The sequence below is a fragment of the Pseudomonas brassicacearum genome, from assembly GCF_003732225.1.
GTDB classification, from domain to species: domain Bacteria; phylum Pseudomonadota; class Gammaproteobacteria; order Pseudomonadales; family Pseudomonadaceae; genus Aquipseudomonas; species Aquipseudomonas brassicacearum_E.
On record NZ_MOBJ01000009.1, the window covers coordinates 487,533 to 504,344 of the forward strand.

Here is a 16,812-nt window from a genome sequence, read left to right on the forward strand (position 1 = left end):
AGCAACCCAACCAAAGCACGGAAAAGCGATAGCACTGTCGATGCATGGGCAATTCTGTTCCTGATCATCCTGGTAGTGGGCACTGCGGTGTTCTGGGTCAGCCATCAATAGGTAAGCGTGACCGAGCCCTGTTCCGAAGATTGTCGGACAAAACGCTAATTAATTGCGATTTGCCAGCATTTCGCCGGCTATAATGCGCGCTAATTTCCGGGGCTCGGATATTCAATGTTCAAGTTTTTCTATGGGGTGTTACTGACGGTTTGCACGGTCTATGGCTCGGGCGCTCAAGCGGCGTCGGTGCTATTCCTGAGCCCCGGCACCTCTGCGGAAACCTTTTGGCTCAGCTATTCGCAATTCATGCAGGCCGCCGCCCGGGATCTGGGCATGGACCTGCAGATACAGTATTCCGAGCGCAAGCCTGAAACCACGATCAAACAGGCTCGTGAAGCCCTGCAAGGGCCAAATCGGCCGGACTATCTGGTGTTTGCCAACGAGCAATATGTTGCGCCGGAAATTTTGCGGCTGTCCGAGGGCAGCGGCGTGAAGCTGTTTATCGTCAATAGCGGGCTAAACGCCGATCAACTGGCGTTGCTCGGCAATCGCGAGGAAAAATACCCCAATTTACTCGGTAGCCTGGTGCCCAACGATGAGGAGGGCGGTTACCTGATGCTCAAGGAGTTGATCCGCCTGCATCCTCCGGTCGCCCCAGGCCAGAAACTCGAGTTGCTGGCGTTTGCCGGTTTGAAAATCACGCCGGCCTCGCAGTTGCGTGAAAAGGGCCTGATGCGGGCGTTGCGCGAGCACCCCGAGGTGCATTTGCGACAACTGGTGTACGGCGCCTGGAGCCGTCAGCGCGTCCATGAGCAGGCGACATTGTTGTTCAAGCGCTATCCGAAGACGTCGCTGATCTGGGCCGCCAACGATGAAATGGCGTTCGGGGCGATGCAGGCTTATCAAGAGGCGGGTGGCACGCCAGGCAAAGGCGCGCTGTTCAGCGCCGTCAATACCTCTCCGGCAGCTTTGCAGGCGTTGCTTGATGGTCGCCTGAGCGTATTGCTGGGCGGCCATTTCAGTCTGGGCGGTTGGGCGCTGGTGGAGTTGCATGACTATGATCAGGGCGTCCACGTCGAACGATATGGTGGCCGTGATCGGCAGATTCCGCTGTTGCAATTGATTGACCGGGCGCAGGCCAAACGCTTGCTGGCCATAGGGGACACTCAGGATTACGGCGTGAACTTTCGCAGCCTTTCGGCCAAGGGCTGTCCGCTGAGTTATCGCTATCCGTTCAGCCTGCAAGCACTGATGCACTAACGTCGGGCTAAACCCCGGCCAGATGCAGGACCAGTTTGACGATACCGAACAGCGTCAGCGCAAAGACCGCCGTGAACAGAATACCGAGCAGCACAAAATGGCTGGGCTTGCCGTGCGTGAAGTCGCGGGCGCGGTTCTTGCCACTTTGCACGCCAAATGCCGCCGCTATCACGCTGTGCAGCATCTGCCAGAAGCTGGGTGGTTTGTTGTCGACTGGATCGTCCATAAATCCCTCGTCACCGGTGTGTATGAGGCAAGCATAGACAATCCACGGCATGCACAAATCAAATGTGGGAGCGAGCTTGCTCGCGATAGCGTACTGATAGTCGACATCAATGTTGACTGAAAGGTACTCATCGCGAGCAAGCTCGCTCCCACAGGGGATTCTGTTGGCCACAGTATTGTGGCTAACAGAGCAACTTAGTTGTCGTAACCCAGATTCGGCGCCAACCAGCGCTCACTCACACTCAGTTCCTGGCCTTTACGCGCGGTGTAGCTCTGCACCTGATCCTTGTCGACCTTGCCCACGGCAAAGTACTGCGCCTGCGGGTGGGCGAAGTACCAGCCGCTGACCGCCGCCGCCGGGAACATCGCGTAGTGCTCGGTGAGGAACACCCCGCTGCGACCGGCGTGCATTTCGCTGGCCTCGGGATCCAGCAGCGCGAACAGCGTGCCTTTCTCGGTGTGGTCCGGGCAGGCCGGATAGCCGGGGGCAGGGCGGATGCCGGTGTATTGCTCTTTGATCAGCGCTTCGTTGTCGAGGGTCTCGTCTTTGGCGTAACCCCAGTAATCTTTACGGACCTGCTGGTGCAGCCATTCGGCACAGGCCTCGGCCAGGCGGTCGGCCAATGCCTTGACCATGATCGAGTTGTAGTCGTCGCCAGCGTCCTGGTAGGCCTTGGCGACTTCTTCGGCGCCGATCCCGGCGGTGGTGATGAAACCACCGACATAGTCGGTAATGCCGCTGTCTTTCGGCGCAACGAAGTCGGCCAGGGAGAAGTTCGGCTTGCCGTCGGTCTTGATGATCTGCTGGCGCAGGTGATGCAAGCGGGCCAACGGCTTGCCGTCGTCGCCATAGACTTCCAGGTCATCGTCGTGCACCTGATTGGCCGGCCAGAAGCCAAACACCGCGCGAGCGCTGATGAGCTTCTCGTCGATCAGTTTGGCGAGCATTTCCTGGGCATCGGCGTACAGCGCGGTGGCGGCTTCACCGACCACTTCGTCCTGGAGGATGCGCGGGAACTTGCCGGCCAGGTCCCAGGAGATGAAGAACGGTGTCCAGTCGATGTACTCGGCCAGCACCTTCAAGTCGATGTTGTCGAGCACCTTGGCGCCAGTGAAAGTCGGCTTGACCGGCTCATAGCTGCTCCAGTCGAACTGCGGCTTCTTGGCGATCGCCGCCGGGTAGCTCAAGCGCTCGGTGCGGGCACTGCGGTTAGCCGTACGCTCGCGGACTTCGACATATTCCTCGCGGGTTCTTTCGACGAAACCGGCCTTCAGTTCCTTGGACAGCAACTGGGTCGCCACGCCAACAGCGCGCGAGGCGTCGGTGACATAGACCACCGCGTCGTTGCTGTACTTGGGTTCGATCTTCACCGCTGTGTGAGCCTTGGAGGTGGTCGCACCACCGATCATCAGCGGCAGATGGAAATCCTGGCGCTGCATTTCGCGGGCCACGTGGACCATCTCGTCCAGCGAAGGCGTGATCAAACCGGACAGGCCGATGATGTCGCACTTCTGCTCTTTGGCCACTTGCAGGATTTTTTCTGCCGGCACCATCACGCCGAGGTCGACGATGTCGTAGCCGTTACAGCCGAGCACCACGCCAACGATGTTCTTGCCGATGTCGTGCACGTCGCCCTTGACCGTGGCCATCAGGATCTTGCCCTTGGCTTCCGGTTTGTCGCCTTTTTCCAGTTCGATGAACGGGATCAGGTGCGCAACCGCCTGCTTCATCACGCGGGCGGATTTCACCACCTGCGGCAGGAACATCTTGCCGGCGCCAAACAGGTCGCCAACGATGTTCATGCCCGACATCAGCGGGCCTTCGATGACCTCGATCGGCCGGGCGAAGGACTGCCGGGATTCTTCGGTGTCTTCAACGATGTGCGTGGTGATGCCCTTGACCAGCGCATGCTCCAGACGCTTGTTGACCGGCCAGCCGCGCCATTCCTCGGTCTCGGCTTCCTTGACGCTGCCATCGCCCTTGTACTTGTCGGCGATAGCGAGGAGGGCGTCGGTGCCATTCGGGGTGCGGTTGAGCACTACGTCTTCGACCGCGTCGCGCAGTTCGGCCGGGATCTGGTCGTAGATCTCCAGTTGACCGGCGTTGACGATACCCATGGTCAGGCCGTTGCGGATCGCATACAGCAGGAACACCGAGTGGATCGCTTCACGCACCGGGTTGTTGCCACGGAACGAGAACGACACGTTGGACACACCGCCCGAGGTCAGCGCGTAGGGCAGTTCGTCACGGATATAGGCGCAGGCGTTGATGAAGTCGACCGCATAGTTGTTGTGCTCTTCGATACCGGTGGCGACGGCGAAGATGTTCGGGTCGAAGATGATGTCTTCCGGCGGGAAGTCGACTTCGTTGACCAGAATGTCGTAGGAGCGTTTGCAGATTTCTTTTTTTCGCGCTTCGGTGTCGGCCTGGCCAGCTTCGTCGAAAGCCATCACCACCACGGCAGCACCGTAGCGTTTGCACAGTTTGGCGTGGTGAATGAACTGCTCGACGCCTTCCTTCATGCTGATGGAGTTGACGATGCCCTTGCCCTGGATGCACTTGAGGCCGGCTTCGATGACTTCCCATTTCGAGGAGTCGATCATGATCGGCACGCGAGAGATGTCCGGCTCGCCGGCAATCAGATTGAGGAAGGTCACCATGGCCTTCTTCGAATCGAGCATCCCTTCGTCCATGTTGATGTCGATCACCTGCGCGCCGGCTTCGACCTGCTGCAGGGCGACTTCCAGGGCTTCGGTGTAGTTGTCTTCACGGATCAGCCGGGCGAACTTGGCGGAGCCGGTGATGTTGGTCCGCTCGCCGACGTTGACGAACAACGAACTGCGATCGATGGTGAACGGCTCCAGGCCCGACAGGCGGCAGGCCTTGGGAATGTCCGGAATCTGCCGTGGCGCATAGCCGGCGACGGCTTTGGCGATGGCCTCGATGTGTCCCGGCGTGGTGCCGCAGCAGCCGCCGACGATGTTCAGGAAACCGCTTTGGGCGAACTCTTCGATGACCTTGGCGGTTTGCGCCGGCAGTTCATCGTATTCACCGAATTCGTTCGGCAGGCCAGCGTTCGGGTGCGCCGACACGTAGGTGCTGGCCTTGTTCGACAGCTCCTCCAGGTACGGACGCAGCTCGCGGGCGCCAAGGGCGCAGTTCAGGCCAACGGAAATTGGCTTGGCGTGGGCGATGGAGTTCCAGAAGGCTTCGGTGGTCTGGCCGGACAGGGTGCGGCCGGAGGCATCGGTGATGGTCCCGGAAATCATGATCGGCAGCTCGAAACCGAGTTCCTCGAACACCCCTTGCACGGCGAAGATCGCAGCTTTGGCGTTCAAGGTGTCGAAAATGGTTTCGATCAGAATCAGGTCGGCGCCGCCCTCGATCAGGCCTTTGGTGGCCTCGGTGTAGTTCTCCACCAGTTCATCGAAGGTCACGTTGCGATAGCCAGGGTTATTCACGTCCGGCGACAGCGAGCAGGTGCGGCTGGTCGGGCCCAGGACGCCGGCGACAAAACGTGGCTTGTCCGGGGTTTCGAGGGTCTTGGCGTCTGCCACCTTGCGTGCAAGGCGTGCGCCTTCTACGTTTAACTCGTACGCCAGACCCTGCATGCCGTAGTCGGCCTGGGATACCTGGGTGGCGTTGAAGGTGTTGGTTTCCAGAATGTCGGCGCCGGCATCCAGGTATTGCTTCTCGATCGCCCCGATCACGTCCGGGCGGCTCAGTACCAGCAAGTCGTTGTTACCCTTGACGTCGCTTGGCCAGTCGGCAAAGCGTTTGCCACGGTAGTCCTGCTCCTCGAGCTTGAAGCTCTGGATCATTGTGCCCATGCCGCCATCGAGAATCAGGATGCGCTCTTTGAGGGCTTGCTTGAGGACGTGTAGGCGAGCGCTGCGATCGGACATTAGGACTACCTGGTAAGGCCATTACGAAGGGCCGGAATAATAGCAAACCTGTGCGCTTTTAGAGCATGAGCTGTTTTTGCATGAATATCGCTCATGTTGATGGCTGGGCCAGGACGGTAGAATCGCGACGTTTTTTCATGATCGGGACCAGGGATATGTCGAATCGCGTTTTCATCAGCCTCTTTGTGCTGCTTATAAGCAGTGTCGCCACAGCACAAGGCACGGCGCCGACGATCTCCTATACCCGCGACATTCAACCGATCTTCACTGAAAAATGCGTGGCCTGCCATGCCTGCTACGACGCCGCCTGTCAGCTCAATCTGGGCAGTGGCGAAGGTGCGGCGCGTGGCGCGAACAAGATCCCGGTCTACGCTGGTGAACGCAGCAAGGCGTCGGAACCGACGCGGCTGTTTTATGACGCCTTTGGCAAAGCGGCCTGGCAACGCAAGGACTTCTACTCGGTACTCGACGCCCAGGGCAGTCAGGCTGCGCTGATGGCGCGCATGCTTGAGCTGGGACACAGAACCCCGCTGCAACCTAACGCCAAGCTGCCGGAAGAGATCGTGCTGGGGCTCGAGCGCGAGAACATGTGCCCGATGCCGGGGGAGTTTGAGGCCTATGCCGGCGCCCATCCGAAAGAAGGGATGCCGCTGGCGGTGACGGGGCTGACCGATCAGCAGTATCAGACACTGCAACGCTGGCTGGCCTCCGGTGCGCCGATCGACCAGCAGGGTCTGGTCCCCAGCGCCAGGGAAGCCTTGCAGGTGGTGCAGTGGGAAAACCTGCTCAACGCACCGGGCGCCCGTGAAAGTCTGGTGGCACGCTGGTTGTTCGAGCACTGGTTTCTGGCGCATATCTACTTCAAGGACGGCGAACCGGGGCATTTCTTCCAGTGGGTGCGTTCACGCACCCCGACAGGCAAACCGATCGACCTGATCAACAGCCGCCGCCCGAACGATGATCCGGGCACTCAGGTGTATTACCGCTTGTGGCCGGTGCAAGGGGTGATCGTGCACAAGACGCACATCACCTATCCGCTGAGCTCGGCGAAAATGGCCCGGATCAAAACCCTGTTCTACAACGGCAACTGGCAGGTCCACGCCTTGCCCGGTTATGGTCCGGAACGCCGTGCCAACCCGTTCGAGACCTTCCAGGCAATCCCGGCGCAGGCGCGCTATCAGTTCATGCTCGATAACGCCGAATACTTTGTGCGCACCTTTATCCGTGGCCCGGTCTGTCGTGGGCAGATTGCAACCGACGTGATTCGCGACAACTTCTGGGCGTTCTTCCAGGCGCCAGAACACGACCTGTACATCACCGATCCGGCATATCGCGGCAAAGCCACGCCGTTGCTGGCCATGCCCGGTCAGAATGACGATGTCGGCAGTGTGTTGAGTCTTTGGCACGCCTACCGCGACAAGCGTAACGAGTACGAAGCCTTGCGTCGTGACACCTACGCCGATGCGCCAGCGCCGAGTTGGTCGACCTTGTGGGCCGGCAACGACAACGCGTTGCTGAGCATTTTCCGGCATTTCGACAGTGCCTCGGTGAACAAGGGTCTGATTGGTGATGTACCGCAGACCATGTGGTTGTTCGACTTCCCGTTGCTGGAGCGCACCTATTATCAGTTGGCGGTCAACTTCGATGTGTTCGGTAACGTTTCCCATCAGGCTCAGACCCGACTGTATTTCGACTTGATCCGTAACGGCGCCGAGCAGAATTTCCTGCGCTTGATGCCGGCCGATTCGCGTGACGGGTATCTGGACGACTGGTATCAGAGCAGCGGCAAATTCAAGATGTGGATGGATTACGAAAGCATCGACAACGACAAGCCGACCGCGCTGGTTCTTGACGAGAAAGACCCGAAACGCGACTTCGCCCAGCAATTGCTGATGCGTTACGGTGACCTGAACGCCCGACCTGATCCGATCAACCGCTGCGACGGCGCCTATTGCTCACGGCCCAATATCGATCCGGCCTTACAGAATGCCGAGCAGGCGTTGAGCCGCCTGACATCGCGCCCGGCGGCCGGGCTCAAGGTAATCGATCAACTGCCGGAAACGACGATGCTGCGCATCGAAAGTCGCAGCGGCAAGCGCGAGGTGTACAGCCTGCTGCGCAACCGCGCCCACAGCAACGTGGCGTTCCTGCTCGGCGAGGCACTGCGCTATCAGCCGGGGCTGGACACATTGACTATTTACCCCGGTGTGCTCAGCAGCTACCCGAACTTCATGTTCAACGTTCCCGCTGAACAAGTGCCGGAGTTTGTTGCCGAGATGGAGAATGCCAAGGACGCCCAGGGCTTCGAGAAAATCGTCGAGCGCTGGGGCATTCGTCGCAGCCACCCGCAGTTCTGGCAGTATTTCCACGATCTAAGCCGATACATCCACGAAACCGATCCGGTGGAAGAGGGCGTACTGGACATGAATCGCTACGAAAACCTGTGATCGACAACCGGTTGCCCTTGAGGCAACCGGTTCTTTCCCGACGAAAATACTAGGACTTTGTCCGGCGCGATGATTGGCGTAAACTGCGCCCAAGCCTGCGAGGAATTTCCATGACCGCCATTACCATTACCGACGCCGCCCACGATTATCTGGCTGATCTGCTCTCCAAGCAGAACACCCCGGGGATTGGCATTCGGGTCTTTATCACCCAGCCTGGCACTCAATACGCCGAAACCTGCATTGCCTATTGCAAGCCGGGCGAAGAAAAACCTGAAGACACTGCGCTGGGGCTCAAAAGCTTCACCGCTTACATCGACTCGTTCAGCGAAGCGTTTCTGGACGATGCCGTGGTCGACTACGCCACTGACCGCATGGGCGGCCAACTGACCATCAAGGCGCCAAACGCCAAAGTGCCGATGGTCAACGCCGACAGCCCGGTCAACGAGCGCATCAACTACTACCTGCAAACCGAAATCAACCCGGGGCTGGCCAGCCACGGCGGTCAGGTCAGCCTGATCGATGTGGTTGAAGACGGCATCGCCGTGTTGAAGTTCGGTGGCGGCTGCCAGGGCTGCGGCCAGGCTGACGTGACCTTGAAGGAAGGTATCGAGCGCACGCTGCTTGAGCGTATTCCCGAGCTCAAGGGTGTACGTGACGTGACCGACCACACGCAGAAAGAAAACGCCTACTACTAAACAAGGCGTTCACTGCGAACAAAAAAACGGCGCCCCGTGAGCGCCGTTTTTTGTGGGTGAAATTCACTGACGCCATCGCGAGCAAGCTCGCTCCCACCTTGATTCTGGTCGCACACAAGTTCTGTGCTCACTGAAGATCTACTGTGGGAGCGAGCTTGCTCGCGATGAGGGCCTAAGGGCGGTAGAGATGCGCATGCCCGGCGCGGTACAGCGACGACTCGCTGAATGGGTCACTGCCCAACACCCGACCCACCAGAATCAGCGCCGTACGCCGAAACCCCTTGGCCTGAACCTTTTCGGCGATGTCCATCAGCGTCCCCACCACCCAATCCTGATCCGGCCAGCTGGCCCGGTGAACCACCGCAATCGGACAGTCCGCGCCGTAATGCGGCAGCAGTTCAGCGACGATTTTTCCCAGGTGATTGACCCCCAGATGAATCGCCATGGTCGCGCCATGCTGGGCCAGGCTACTGAACTCTTCGCCCGGCGGCATCGCGGTTTTGTCGGCGTAGCGGGTCAGAATGACGCTTTGCGAGATGTCCGGCAGCGTCAACTCGGCGCCCAACAGCGCTGCGCAAGCGGCCGTGGCGGTAACGCCTGGGATGATTTCAAACGGGATGCCCAGCTTGCGCAGGTAACGAATCTGCTCGCCGATCGCCCCATACAGGCTTGGATCGCCGGAATGCACTCGCGCCACATCCTGGCCTTTGTCATGGGCGATTCTGATCAATTCGATGATCTGTTCCAGGTGCAATTCGGCGCTGTTGACCACCTGTTCAGCCTGATGGCCTTCCAGTACGGCTTCAGGCACCAGCGAGCCGGCGTAAATGATCAGCGGGCAGCTGCGAATCAGCCGTTGGCCCTTGACGGTGATCAGTTCCGGGTCGCCGGGACCTGCGCCAATGAAGTAGACGGTCATGGCCGGCTCCTGTGAAAAATTGTCAAAGCAAGGCTTCAGATGAAGATTGCTCATGATCGAAGGCGGGGATTATCGGGGATTTTACGCAGCGCCGGCCAATGCAAACGTCGCCTGGGCATATTTTTGTCGCGGGATCAGCAATTTTGCCGGCGCCTGCGCCAGTTGTTCGGCGAGGGCCAGCGCAGCACTTTCGGCAACGCCATAGCAACCGGTGCGCTCGAAGGCGATTTGCGAGTGATGGCTGAGTTGCGGTTGATAGCTGGCCAATTGTTCGCTGCTGAAGTACAGCAATGGCAGCGCCAGTTGTGCGGCCAATTCGATCAGACCGGGCTCATCACGTTTCAGATCAATGCTGGCCAAAGCCTTGATCGCCTGCAATTCGATGTGATGAGCCTGTAACGCCTGATCGAGCAACGCGCGCAGCGTGCTGGCCGGGCAGCCGCGCTGGCAACCCAGGCCGACCACCAGGGTCGGCGCTGCGCCCGTTTCACTCATGCGTGGTATTGACCTTCGCTTTTGCGGCGGAACAACCACGCACTGATCAGGCCCAGGGCCAGCCAGAACGCGACATTGGTCAGCTGCGAAGCGATTTTGAACTGAGCTTCGAGGGCTTCCGGGGCCAGCATCGAATGCACTTCAGGCTGTGGCGCGCCGACGATGTGCGGTACGGTCAGAATGGCGACGCCGAGCACCTTCAGCAGCCAGTGCCGGGCAAACACGATCAGCGCGATACCGACGGCGGTGGAGGCTGCGGTGCTGATCCACCAGATCTGCCGTTGCGCCAGGTCTGCGGCGGCAGTGCCCGGCAACTCAGGCGGCAAGCCCAGGGTTGGTGCCAGGACGAAGGTTGCATAACCGGCCAACCCCCAGAGCAGGCCCTGAGAGGTGCGGGTCGGTGCGCGCAAGGTGTAGAAACCGGCGAGCATCAGTGCAAAACCGACGGCGACCACCAGATTGCCGCCGGTAGTCGACAGCACGCGTTGCCAACCGTCTTCCGGCTCCCAAGCCTCTGCATCGTGGGTGTGGCCCGCCATGGCGCCTTCGGCATGTTCATGGACTTCAGTCGCCGGGGCTTTTTCGTAGGTTTCCGCCTGAAGAATCAGCGGCGCGACCCAGAAGCTTTGCAGCAAGGTCAGCAGCAGGGCGGCCAGCAAGCCGGTGAAGCCTGCGGTTTGCGCAATACGCTTGATCATGTCAGCAGGTCTCAATGGCACGGGAAGGCAGAGCTGTGACGGGTGTCGTGGGCGGCGTTGTGCACCGCGTCGATGTGCGAGAAACCGGCGAAATACACAAGGCTAGCGCCCAGAATCGATGCGCCGATAGCGGCAACGAGGCGTTGGCTCAGGGTGGACGTGGTGCTGGCGGTGGCGTGGCGAGTGCTGCTGATGATCGACATGGCGCTTCCCTCTGGTCAGTCAGTGGGTGAATCGAGCGCATGAAAACCCCCGCGAGCCAGGCACGCAGAGGCTAAAACAGCGCCCGCCCACCGCGGGTTTGTTATTTATGTGTTGCGGGCCGGTCTCCGGGCTCACGAGGGGCTGGCATTCGCCGAACCTGCAAGAATCGCCTTCCCATGCCGAACTGCTGACACAGTGGATCTGATTCTTCGCTCGCTTACCGTTGCGGGGGCAGCACCGGACTGACATGGCTTTTGAGTAAAGCACATGATTCACCGGTTTCCCGTTTCACCCTGTGAAGGGCACCCGTAACAAGGCGTGTAGGAGAGCATGGGCGAGGGCGGGGCGTCAATTGGCATGCGTTCTCAACGCGAGACCGAGGTGCCGCCATCGCGAGCAAGCTCGCTCCCACAGGTTCGGTGGCGCTCTTGTGGGAGCGAGCTTGCTCGCGATGGCGTCATCACAGCCGCTACACCACTCAGGTGAACATTGACCCGCCCCGATGCGATGCGTAGCCTTGCGCTTTCGAGGTTCTTTGGCGCATGCGCCGAAGCTAAGAAGGGAACGCGGTCAATGCCGCGGCTGCCCCCGCAACTGTGAACGGTTTGGTTTCTGCCATGCCACTGCACGCTCTGGCAAGAGGTGCGGGAAGGCGCAGAAGTCGCCAGTCGAAAGACCGGCCCACCGTCAGCCAGGAGACCTGCCTCGACACAGATTCTCACTACAACCGGGCGGGGTGATCCGGTGGCGAACTCATCCGCGCGCTCAAGCGCCGCCGGTTGTCGTCCCGTATGCCCGCCACCTAGCCAAAGGGCATCCGATGAAAACACTGGCCAAACTTCCCGTCACCATCGTTACCGGCTTCCTCGGCTCGGGCAAAACCACCTTGCTGCGACACATGCTCGATAACGCCCAGGGCCGGCGCATCGCGGTGATCGTCAACGAGTTCGGCGAGCTGGGTATCGACGGCGAAATCCTCAAGCAATGCTCCATCGGCTGCACGGAAGAAGAAGCCAACGGCCGCGTGTATGAGCTGGCCAACGGCTGCCTGTGCTGCACCGTTCAGGAGGAGTTCTTCCCGGTGATGCGCGAACTGGTCGCCCGTCGCGCTGACCTCGACCACATCCTCATCGAAACCTCTGGCCTGGCCCTGCCAAAGCCGCTGGTGCAAGCCTTCCAGTGGCCGGAAATCCGCAGCGCCTGCACCGTGGACGCGGTGATCACCGTGGTCGACAGCCCGGCCGTGGCCGCTGGCACCTTCGCCGCATTCCCGGATCAGGTCGACGCCCAGCGCAAACTCGACCCGAACCTGGACCACGAATCGCCACTGCACGAGCTGTTCGCCGACCAACTGGCCAGCGCCGACCTGGTGATCCTCAACAAGGCCGATCTGATCAGCCCGGCGGATCTGGCCAAAGTGCGCCTGGAAGTCGCCGAAGAACTGCCGCCAGCGGTGAAAATCATCGAGGCCAGCAGCGGTCGTCTGCCACTGGACGTGTTGATCGGCCTGGGTGCCGGCTCCGAAGAACACATCGACAGCCGTCACAGCCACCATGACCATCACCACGATGGCGACGATCACGATCATGACGACCATGATCACGACGCTTTCGATTCGATTTCCATCGAGCTGCCACAAGCCGACGAAAGCCTGTTGCTCGATGCCCTGACCCAATTGGTGGTCCAGCACGGCATCCTGCGGGTCAAGGGTTTCGCCGCGATCCCGAACAAGCCGATGCGCCTGCTGATCCAGGGCGTGGGCACACGTTTTGACAAGCACTTCGACCGTCAATGGGCCGCAGACGAAGCGCGCAGCACACGTCTGGTGCTGATCGGTCAGCAACTGGACGCCGCCTTGCTCGAAACGCAATTGCGCGCTGCGCTCAGCGTTTAATCCATGCACCTGCTCAGGACCCAGCCCGGCGGTTTCGTCTCGGATGACAACATTGCCGACCTTGGCCAAACCCCTGCCGAGCTGGTGATTCTGTGCAGCGGCGACTCCAGCCTGGCGCTGCTCGCGGAAGCTGCGCAGCAGTTGCCCGAGGACTACCCGAGCCTGCGCCTGGCTAACCCGATGCAGGTGCAGAATCACGCCTCGGTCGACATGTATGTCGACGAAGTGCTGCGCCACGCCAAGGTGATTCTGATCTCGCTGCACGGCGGGATCGCCTATTGGCGCTATGGCATCGAACGCCTGGTGGAGCTGTCGCAACGCGGTGTGCAATTGATTCTGGTGCCGGGCGATGACCGTCCCGATCCGGAGCTCAGCGATCTGAGCACGGTGCCTGTCGAAGACCGCGAGCGGCTTTGGCATTTCCTGCGTCAGGGCGGTATGGGCAATGCGCTGGATTTGTATCGCTGCCTGGCCAGTCGCTGGCTCGACCGCGATTACCCGTGGGCCGAACCGCAGGTTTTGCCGCGCACCGCGATTTACCACCCCCACAAAAGCAACGCGACACTGGGCGATTGGCAAGCCGACTGGCAGGTTGATCAACCGGTGGCGGCGGTGTTGTTTTACCGCTCGCATTTGCAGGCGGCGAATACCGCCTTCATCGATGTTTTCTGCCAGCGCTTGCAGGCGGCGGGACTGAATCCGCTGCCGATTGCGCTGGCCAGTTTGAAAGAGCCCGGCTGCCTGACGGTGGTCGAGGATTGGCTGGATGAGGTGCAGGCCTCAGTGATTCTGAACACCACCGGTTTCGCCCAATCCAGCCCCGAAGCGCCGCACTTGCGGCCATTCCGGCGCAATATTCCGGTGATCCAGGCGATCTGCGCCCAGGACAACGAACCGGGATGGCGCGCCAGCGAGCAAGGTCTTGGCCCACGGGATCTGGCGATGCACATCGCCTTGCCGGAGCTCGATGGACGGATCATCAGCCGACCGATCAGCTTCAAGGACCTGGCCTGGCGCAGTGAGCGCAGTCAGTCCGACGTGGTCTGCTATCGACCGCAACCCGAGCGCATGGACTTTGTCGCCGAACTGGCGCGGCGCTGGGTCGAGTTGGCGCGGGTGGCCAATGCCGAAAAACGCATTGCGCTGATCCTCGCCAACTATCCGACTCGCGACGGACGAATTGGCAACGGCGTGGGCCTCGACACGCCGGCGGCAGCGTTGAATATCCTGCGAGCGCTGCAGGCCGAAGGTTATCCGTTGCCCGCCGATTTGCCGGAAAGCGGCACTGCGCTGATTCAGCAGTTACTCGGCGGGGTCAGCAATGACCTGGAGAGCATCGACCTGCGCCCGTGTCAGCAAAGCCTGGCGCTGGACGACTATTTCTCGATGTTCAATGCCTTGCCCGAAGCCAACCGTGCTGCGGTGCTGGAACGTTGGGGAACGCCTGAAAGCGACCCGATGTTCCGCAGTGGGCGAATGATGATTGCCGGACTGCGCTTTGGCCTGACCTTTGTCGGCATTCAGCCGGCGCGCGGTTATCAGGTCGATCCGAGTGCGGTCTACCACGACCCGGACCTGGTGCCGCCTCATGGTTATCTGGCGTTCTACTTCTGGTTGCGCCAAACCTACGGCGCCCATGCAGTGATTCACGTCGGCAAGCACGGCAACCTCGAATGGTTGCCGGGCAAAGGTGTCGGCTTGTCCGAAAGCTGCTGGCCGGATGCGTTGCTCGGGCCGCTGCCGAACATCTATCCATTTATCGTCAACGACCCGGGCGAGGGCGCGCAGGCCAAACGTCGGACTCAGGCGGTGATCATCGATCACCTGATGCCGCCGCTGACCCGCGCCGAAACCTATGGCCCGTTGCGCAATCTGGAGCTGTTGGCTGACGAGTATTACGAAGCCCAGTTGCTCGACCCGCGGCGGGCTCGCGAGTTACAGCGCGACATCCTCAATCTGGTGCGTGAAACCCATATCGACCGCGAGTTGCAGCTCGACGAAAAACTCGACAGCGACGCAGATGCAGCGATCTGGTTGCCGCGTCTGGATACGTATCTGTGTGATTTGAAGGAATCGCAGATCCGCGATGGCCTGCATATCTTCGGCGAGTCGCCGACCGGGCGGTTGCGCATTGACACCTTGCTGGCGTTGCTGCGGATTCCGCGTGGCGACGGGCGTGGGGCGCAATCGAGTTTGCTTCGGGCGTTGGCCAAGGCTTTCATGCTGGGGTTTGATCCGCTGGATTGTTCTTTGGCCGACCCTTGGGTCGGTCCAAGACCGGCAGAGCTGCAATCGCTTAGCGATGAGGCCTGGCGTACGGCGGGCGATACCCGTGAACGTCTGGAATTGTTCGCCACTCAACTGATCTCGCAGACTGTGAATACCGAGCTCGAGCTACTGAACCCGTCTCAAGCCAAGCCCGGTCCCTGTGGGAGCGAGCCTGCTCGCGAAGCGGTTAATCATTCAACATTGATGTCGATTGACCCAGCGCTTTCGCGAGCAGGCTCGCTCCCACAGGACGCAGGTTGGTCTGATGTGAAAGCAATCATCGACAACCTGTGTGAAGTGGTTGCTCCAAGACTGGACGCCTGCGGCCCGGCAGAAATGCGCGGTTTGCTGGATGCGCTCAGCGGCCGGTTTGTTCCGGCAGGTCCCAGCGGCGCGCCGAGTCGCGGACGTCTTGATGTGCTGCCCACCGGGCGCAACTTTTTCTCGGTGGACGTGCGCAACCTGCCGACCACCACCGCCTGGCGCATTGGTTTCCAGTCGGCGAACCTGATTCTTGAGCGGCACCTTCAGGACCACGGCGATCATTTGCGCCAGCTCGGGTTGTCGGTGTGGGGCACGGCGACCATGCGCACCGGCGGCGATGATATTGCCCAAGCCATGGCGTTGATGGGCGTGCGTCCGGTCTGGGCCACGGGCAGTCAGCGGGTCGACGACTTCGAAATTCTGCCGCTGAGTCTGCTCGACCGGCCGCGAGTGGACGTGACCTTGCGCGTTTCCGGGTTCTTCCGCGATGCCTTTGCCAATCTGATTCGACTGTTCGATGCGGCTGTGCAAGCGGTTGCCGCGCTGGACGAGCCGGACGATATGAACCCCTTGGCGGCCAAGGTTCGCGCTGAACGTGAAGCGCTGATCCAGTCCGGACTGGATGAGGACGCCGCAGCACGACAGGCCGGTTGGCGGATTTTCGGTGCCAAACCCGGTGCTTATGGCGCTGGGGTGCAGGGCGCGATCGATGGCCGTTTGTGGCAGAGCCGCGAGGATCTGGCCGAGGTCTACCTGAATTGGGGCGGCTACGCTTACGGCGGTTCCGATGAGGGTACGGCAGCCCGCGAGCAGTTCGCCCAGCGCTTGAGCCAAGTTCAGGCCGTGCTGCAAAACCAGGACAATCGCGAGCATGACTTGCTCGATTCCAACGACTATTACCAGTTCCAGGGCGGCATGCTCGCCGCCGTCGAAAGCCTCAGCGGTGAAGCGGCGGCGAGCTACCATGGCGACCACAGTCAGCCAGACTTGCCGAAGATCCGCACACTCAAGGAAGAGCTGAACCGGGTGATCCGCTCCCGGGCGGCCAATCCGAAGTGGATCGACGGGGTCAAGCGGCACGGCTACAAAGGCGCTTTTGAACTGGCGGCGACTGTCGATAACCTGTTCGCCTTCGACGCCACTACGCAGTTGATCGACGATCATCAGTACGCCTTGCTGGCCGACGCGTATTTGCTTGACCCGTCGACCCGCGAGTTCGTCCAGCAGCATAATCCGCACGCCTTGCGCGACATGACCGAACGCATGCTCGAAGCTCAGCAGCGCGGGATGTGGCGGGAGCCGGGCGAGTATCGGCAGGCGCTGGAGAATTTGCTGCTGGATATAGAAGAAGACGGCTAGATCAGCAGCGACGCAAGCCCAATGTGGGAGCGAGCTTGCTCGCGATAACGGCGTTACATTCAACATCAATGTTGACTGATCCACCGCTATCGCGAGCAAGCTCGCTCCCACAGGTTGTGCTCTTTAA

At 60.5% G+C, this 16,812-nt stretch carries 11 protein-coding genes and 2 riboswitches; of the genes, 5 read left to right on the forward strand and 6 right to left on the reverse strand.

Annotation, left to right across the window (positions count from 1 at the left end; translation table 11 throughout):
- Positions 1 to 225 precede the first annotated feature (225 nt).
- Complete coding sequence (locus BK659_RS15875) at positions 226 to 1,311, forward strand: ABC transporter substrate-binding protein (protein WP_123425951.1); 1,086 nt, start codon at positions 226 to 228, stop codon at positions 1,309 to 1,311.
- A 7-nt stretch (positions 1,312 to 1,318) separates the two neighbouring features.
- On the opposite strand, the gene BK659_RS15880 is transcribed toward BK659_RS15875, so the two are convergent.
- Complete coding sequence (locus tag BK659_RS15880; RefSeq protein ID WP_123425952.1) at positions 1,319 to 1,537, reverse strand: DUF2970 domain-containing protein; 219 nt, start codon at positions 1,535 to 1,537, stop codon at positions 1,319 to 1,321.
- Positions 1,538 to 1,731: 194 nt separating this feature from the next.
- Positions 1,732 to 5,442: a methionine synthase gene (gene metH, locus BK659_RS15890; RefSeq protein WP_123425953.1), complete on the reverse strand. Its 3,711-nt coding sequence runs from the start codon at positions 5,440 to 5,442 to the stop codon at positions 1,732 to 1,734.
- 155 nt (positions 5,443 to 5,597) lie between these two features.
- Between metH and BK659_RS15895 the strand changes: the two genes are divergently transcribed.
- On the forward strand, positions 5,598 to 7,889 hold the full coding sequence (locus BK659_RS15895) for a fatty acid cis/trans isomerase (RefSeq protein WP_123425954.1): 2,292 nt from the start codon (positions 5,598 to 5,600) through the stop codon (positions 7,887 to 7,889).
- A 110-nt stretch (positions 7,890 to 7,999) separates the two neighbouring features.
- Positions 8,000 to 8,584 (forward strand): Fe-S biogenesis protein NfuA, encoded by a 585-nt coding sequence (gene nfuA, locus BK659_RS15900; protein WP_007946504.1) that lies wholly within the window; start codon positions 8,000 to 8,002, stop codon positions 8,582 to 8,584.
- Positions 8,585 to 8,756: 172 nt separating this feature from the next.
- Here nfuA and cobM read toward each other — a convergent pair whose 3' ends face one another.
- The 4 genes from cobM to BK659_RS15920 all read right to left on the reverse strand — a co-directional run bounded on the left by cobM (position 8,757) and on the right by BK659_RS15920 (position 10,899).
- Positions 8,757 to 9,503, reverse strand: coding sequence for a precorrin-4 C(11)-methyltransferase (gene cobM, locus BK659_RS15905; protein WP_123425955.1), 747 nt, complete (start codon positions 9,501 to 9,503; stop codon positions 8,757 to 8,759).
- An 81-nt stretch (positions 9,504 to 9,584) separates the two neighbouring features.
- The gene (locus BK659_RS15910; protein ID WP_123425956.1) at positions 9,585 to 9,998 is read right to left on the reverse strand and encodes a cobalamin biosynthesis protein; all 414 of its coding nucleotides are present in this window, start codon (positions 9,996 to 9,998) and stop codon (positions 9,585 to 9,587) included.
- Positions 9,995 to 10,696 carry a CbtA family protein gene (locus tag BK659_RS15915; protein ID WP_123425957.1) on the reverse strand — a complete coding sequence of 234 codons (702 nt, stop codon included), beginning with the start codon at positions 10,694 to 10,696 and terminating at the stop codon, positions 9,995 to 9,997. The genes BK659_RS15910 and BK659_RS15915 overlap by 4 nt, the downstream gene beginning before the upstream one ends.
- 11 nt (positions 10,697 to 10,707) lie before the next feature.
- Positions 10,708 to 10,899: a CbtB domain-containing protein gene (locus BK659_RS15920; protein WP_123425958.1), complete on the reverse strand. Its 192-nt coding sequence runs from the start codon at positions 10,897 to 10,899 to the stop codon at positions 10,708 to 10,710.
- A 100-nt stretch (positions 10,900 to 10,999) separates the two neighbouring features.
- Positions 11,000 to 11,225: riboswitch (cobalamin riboswitch) on the reverse strand.
- A 186-nt stretch (positions 11,226 to 11,411) separates the two neighbouring features.
- Positions 11,412 to 11,622, forward strand: a riboswitch (cobalamin riboswitch).
- 98 nt (positions 11,623 to 11,720) lie between these two features.
- Between BK659_RS15920 and cobW the strand changes: the two genes are divergently transcribed.
- Complete coding sequence (gene cobW / locus BK659_RS15925) at positions 11,721 to 12,794, forward strand: cobalamin biosynthesis protein CobW (protein WP_123425959.1); 1,074 nt, start codon at positions 11,721 to 11,723, stop codon at positions 12,792 to 12,794.
- Positions 12,795 to 12,797: 3 nt separating this feature from the next.
- Positions 12,798 to 16,685, forward strand: coding sequence for a cobaltochelatase subunit CobN (gene cobN, locus BK659_RS15930; RefSeq protein WP_123425960.1), 3,888 nt, complete (start codon positions 12,798 to 12,800; stop codon positions 16,683 to 16,685).
- Positions 16,686 to 16,812: the final 127 nt, after the last annotated feature.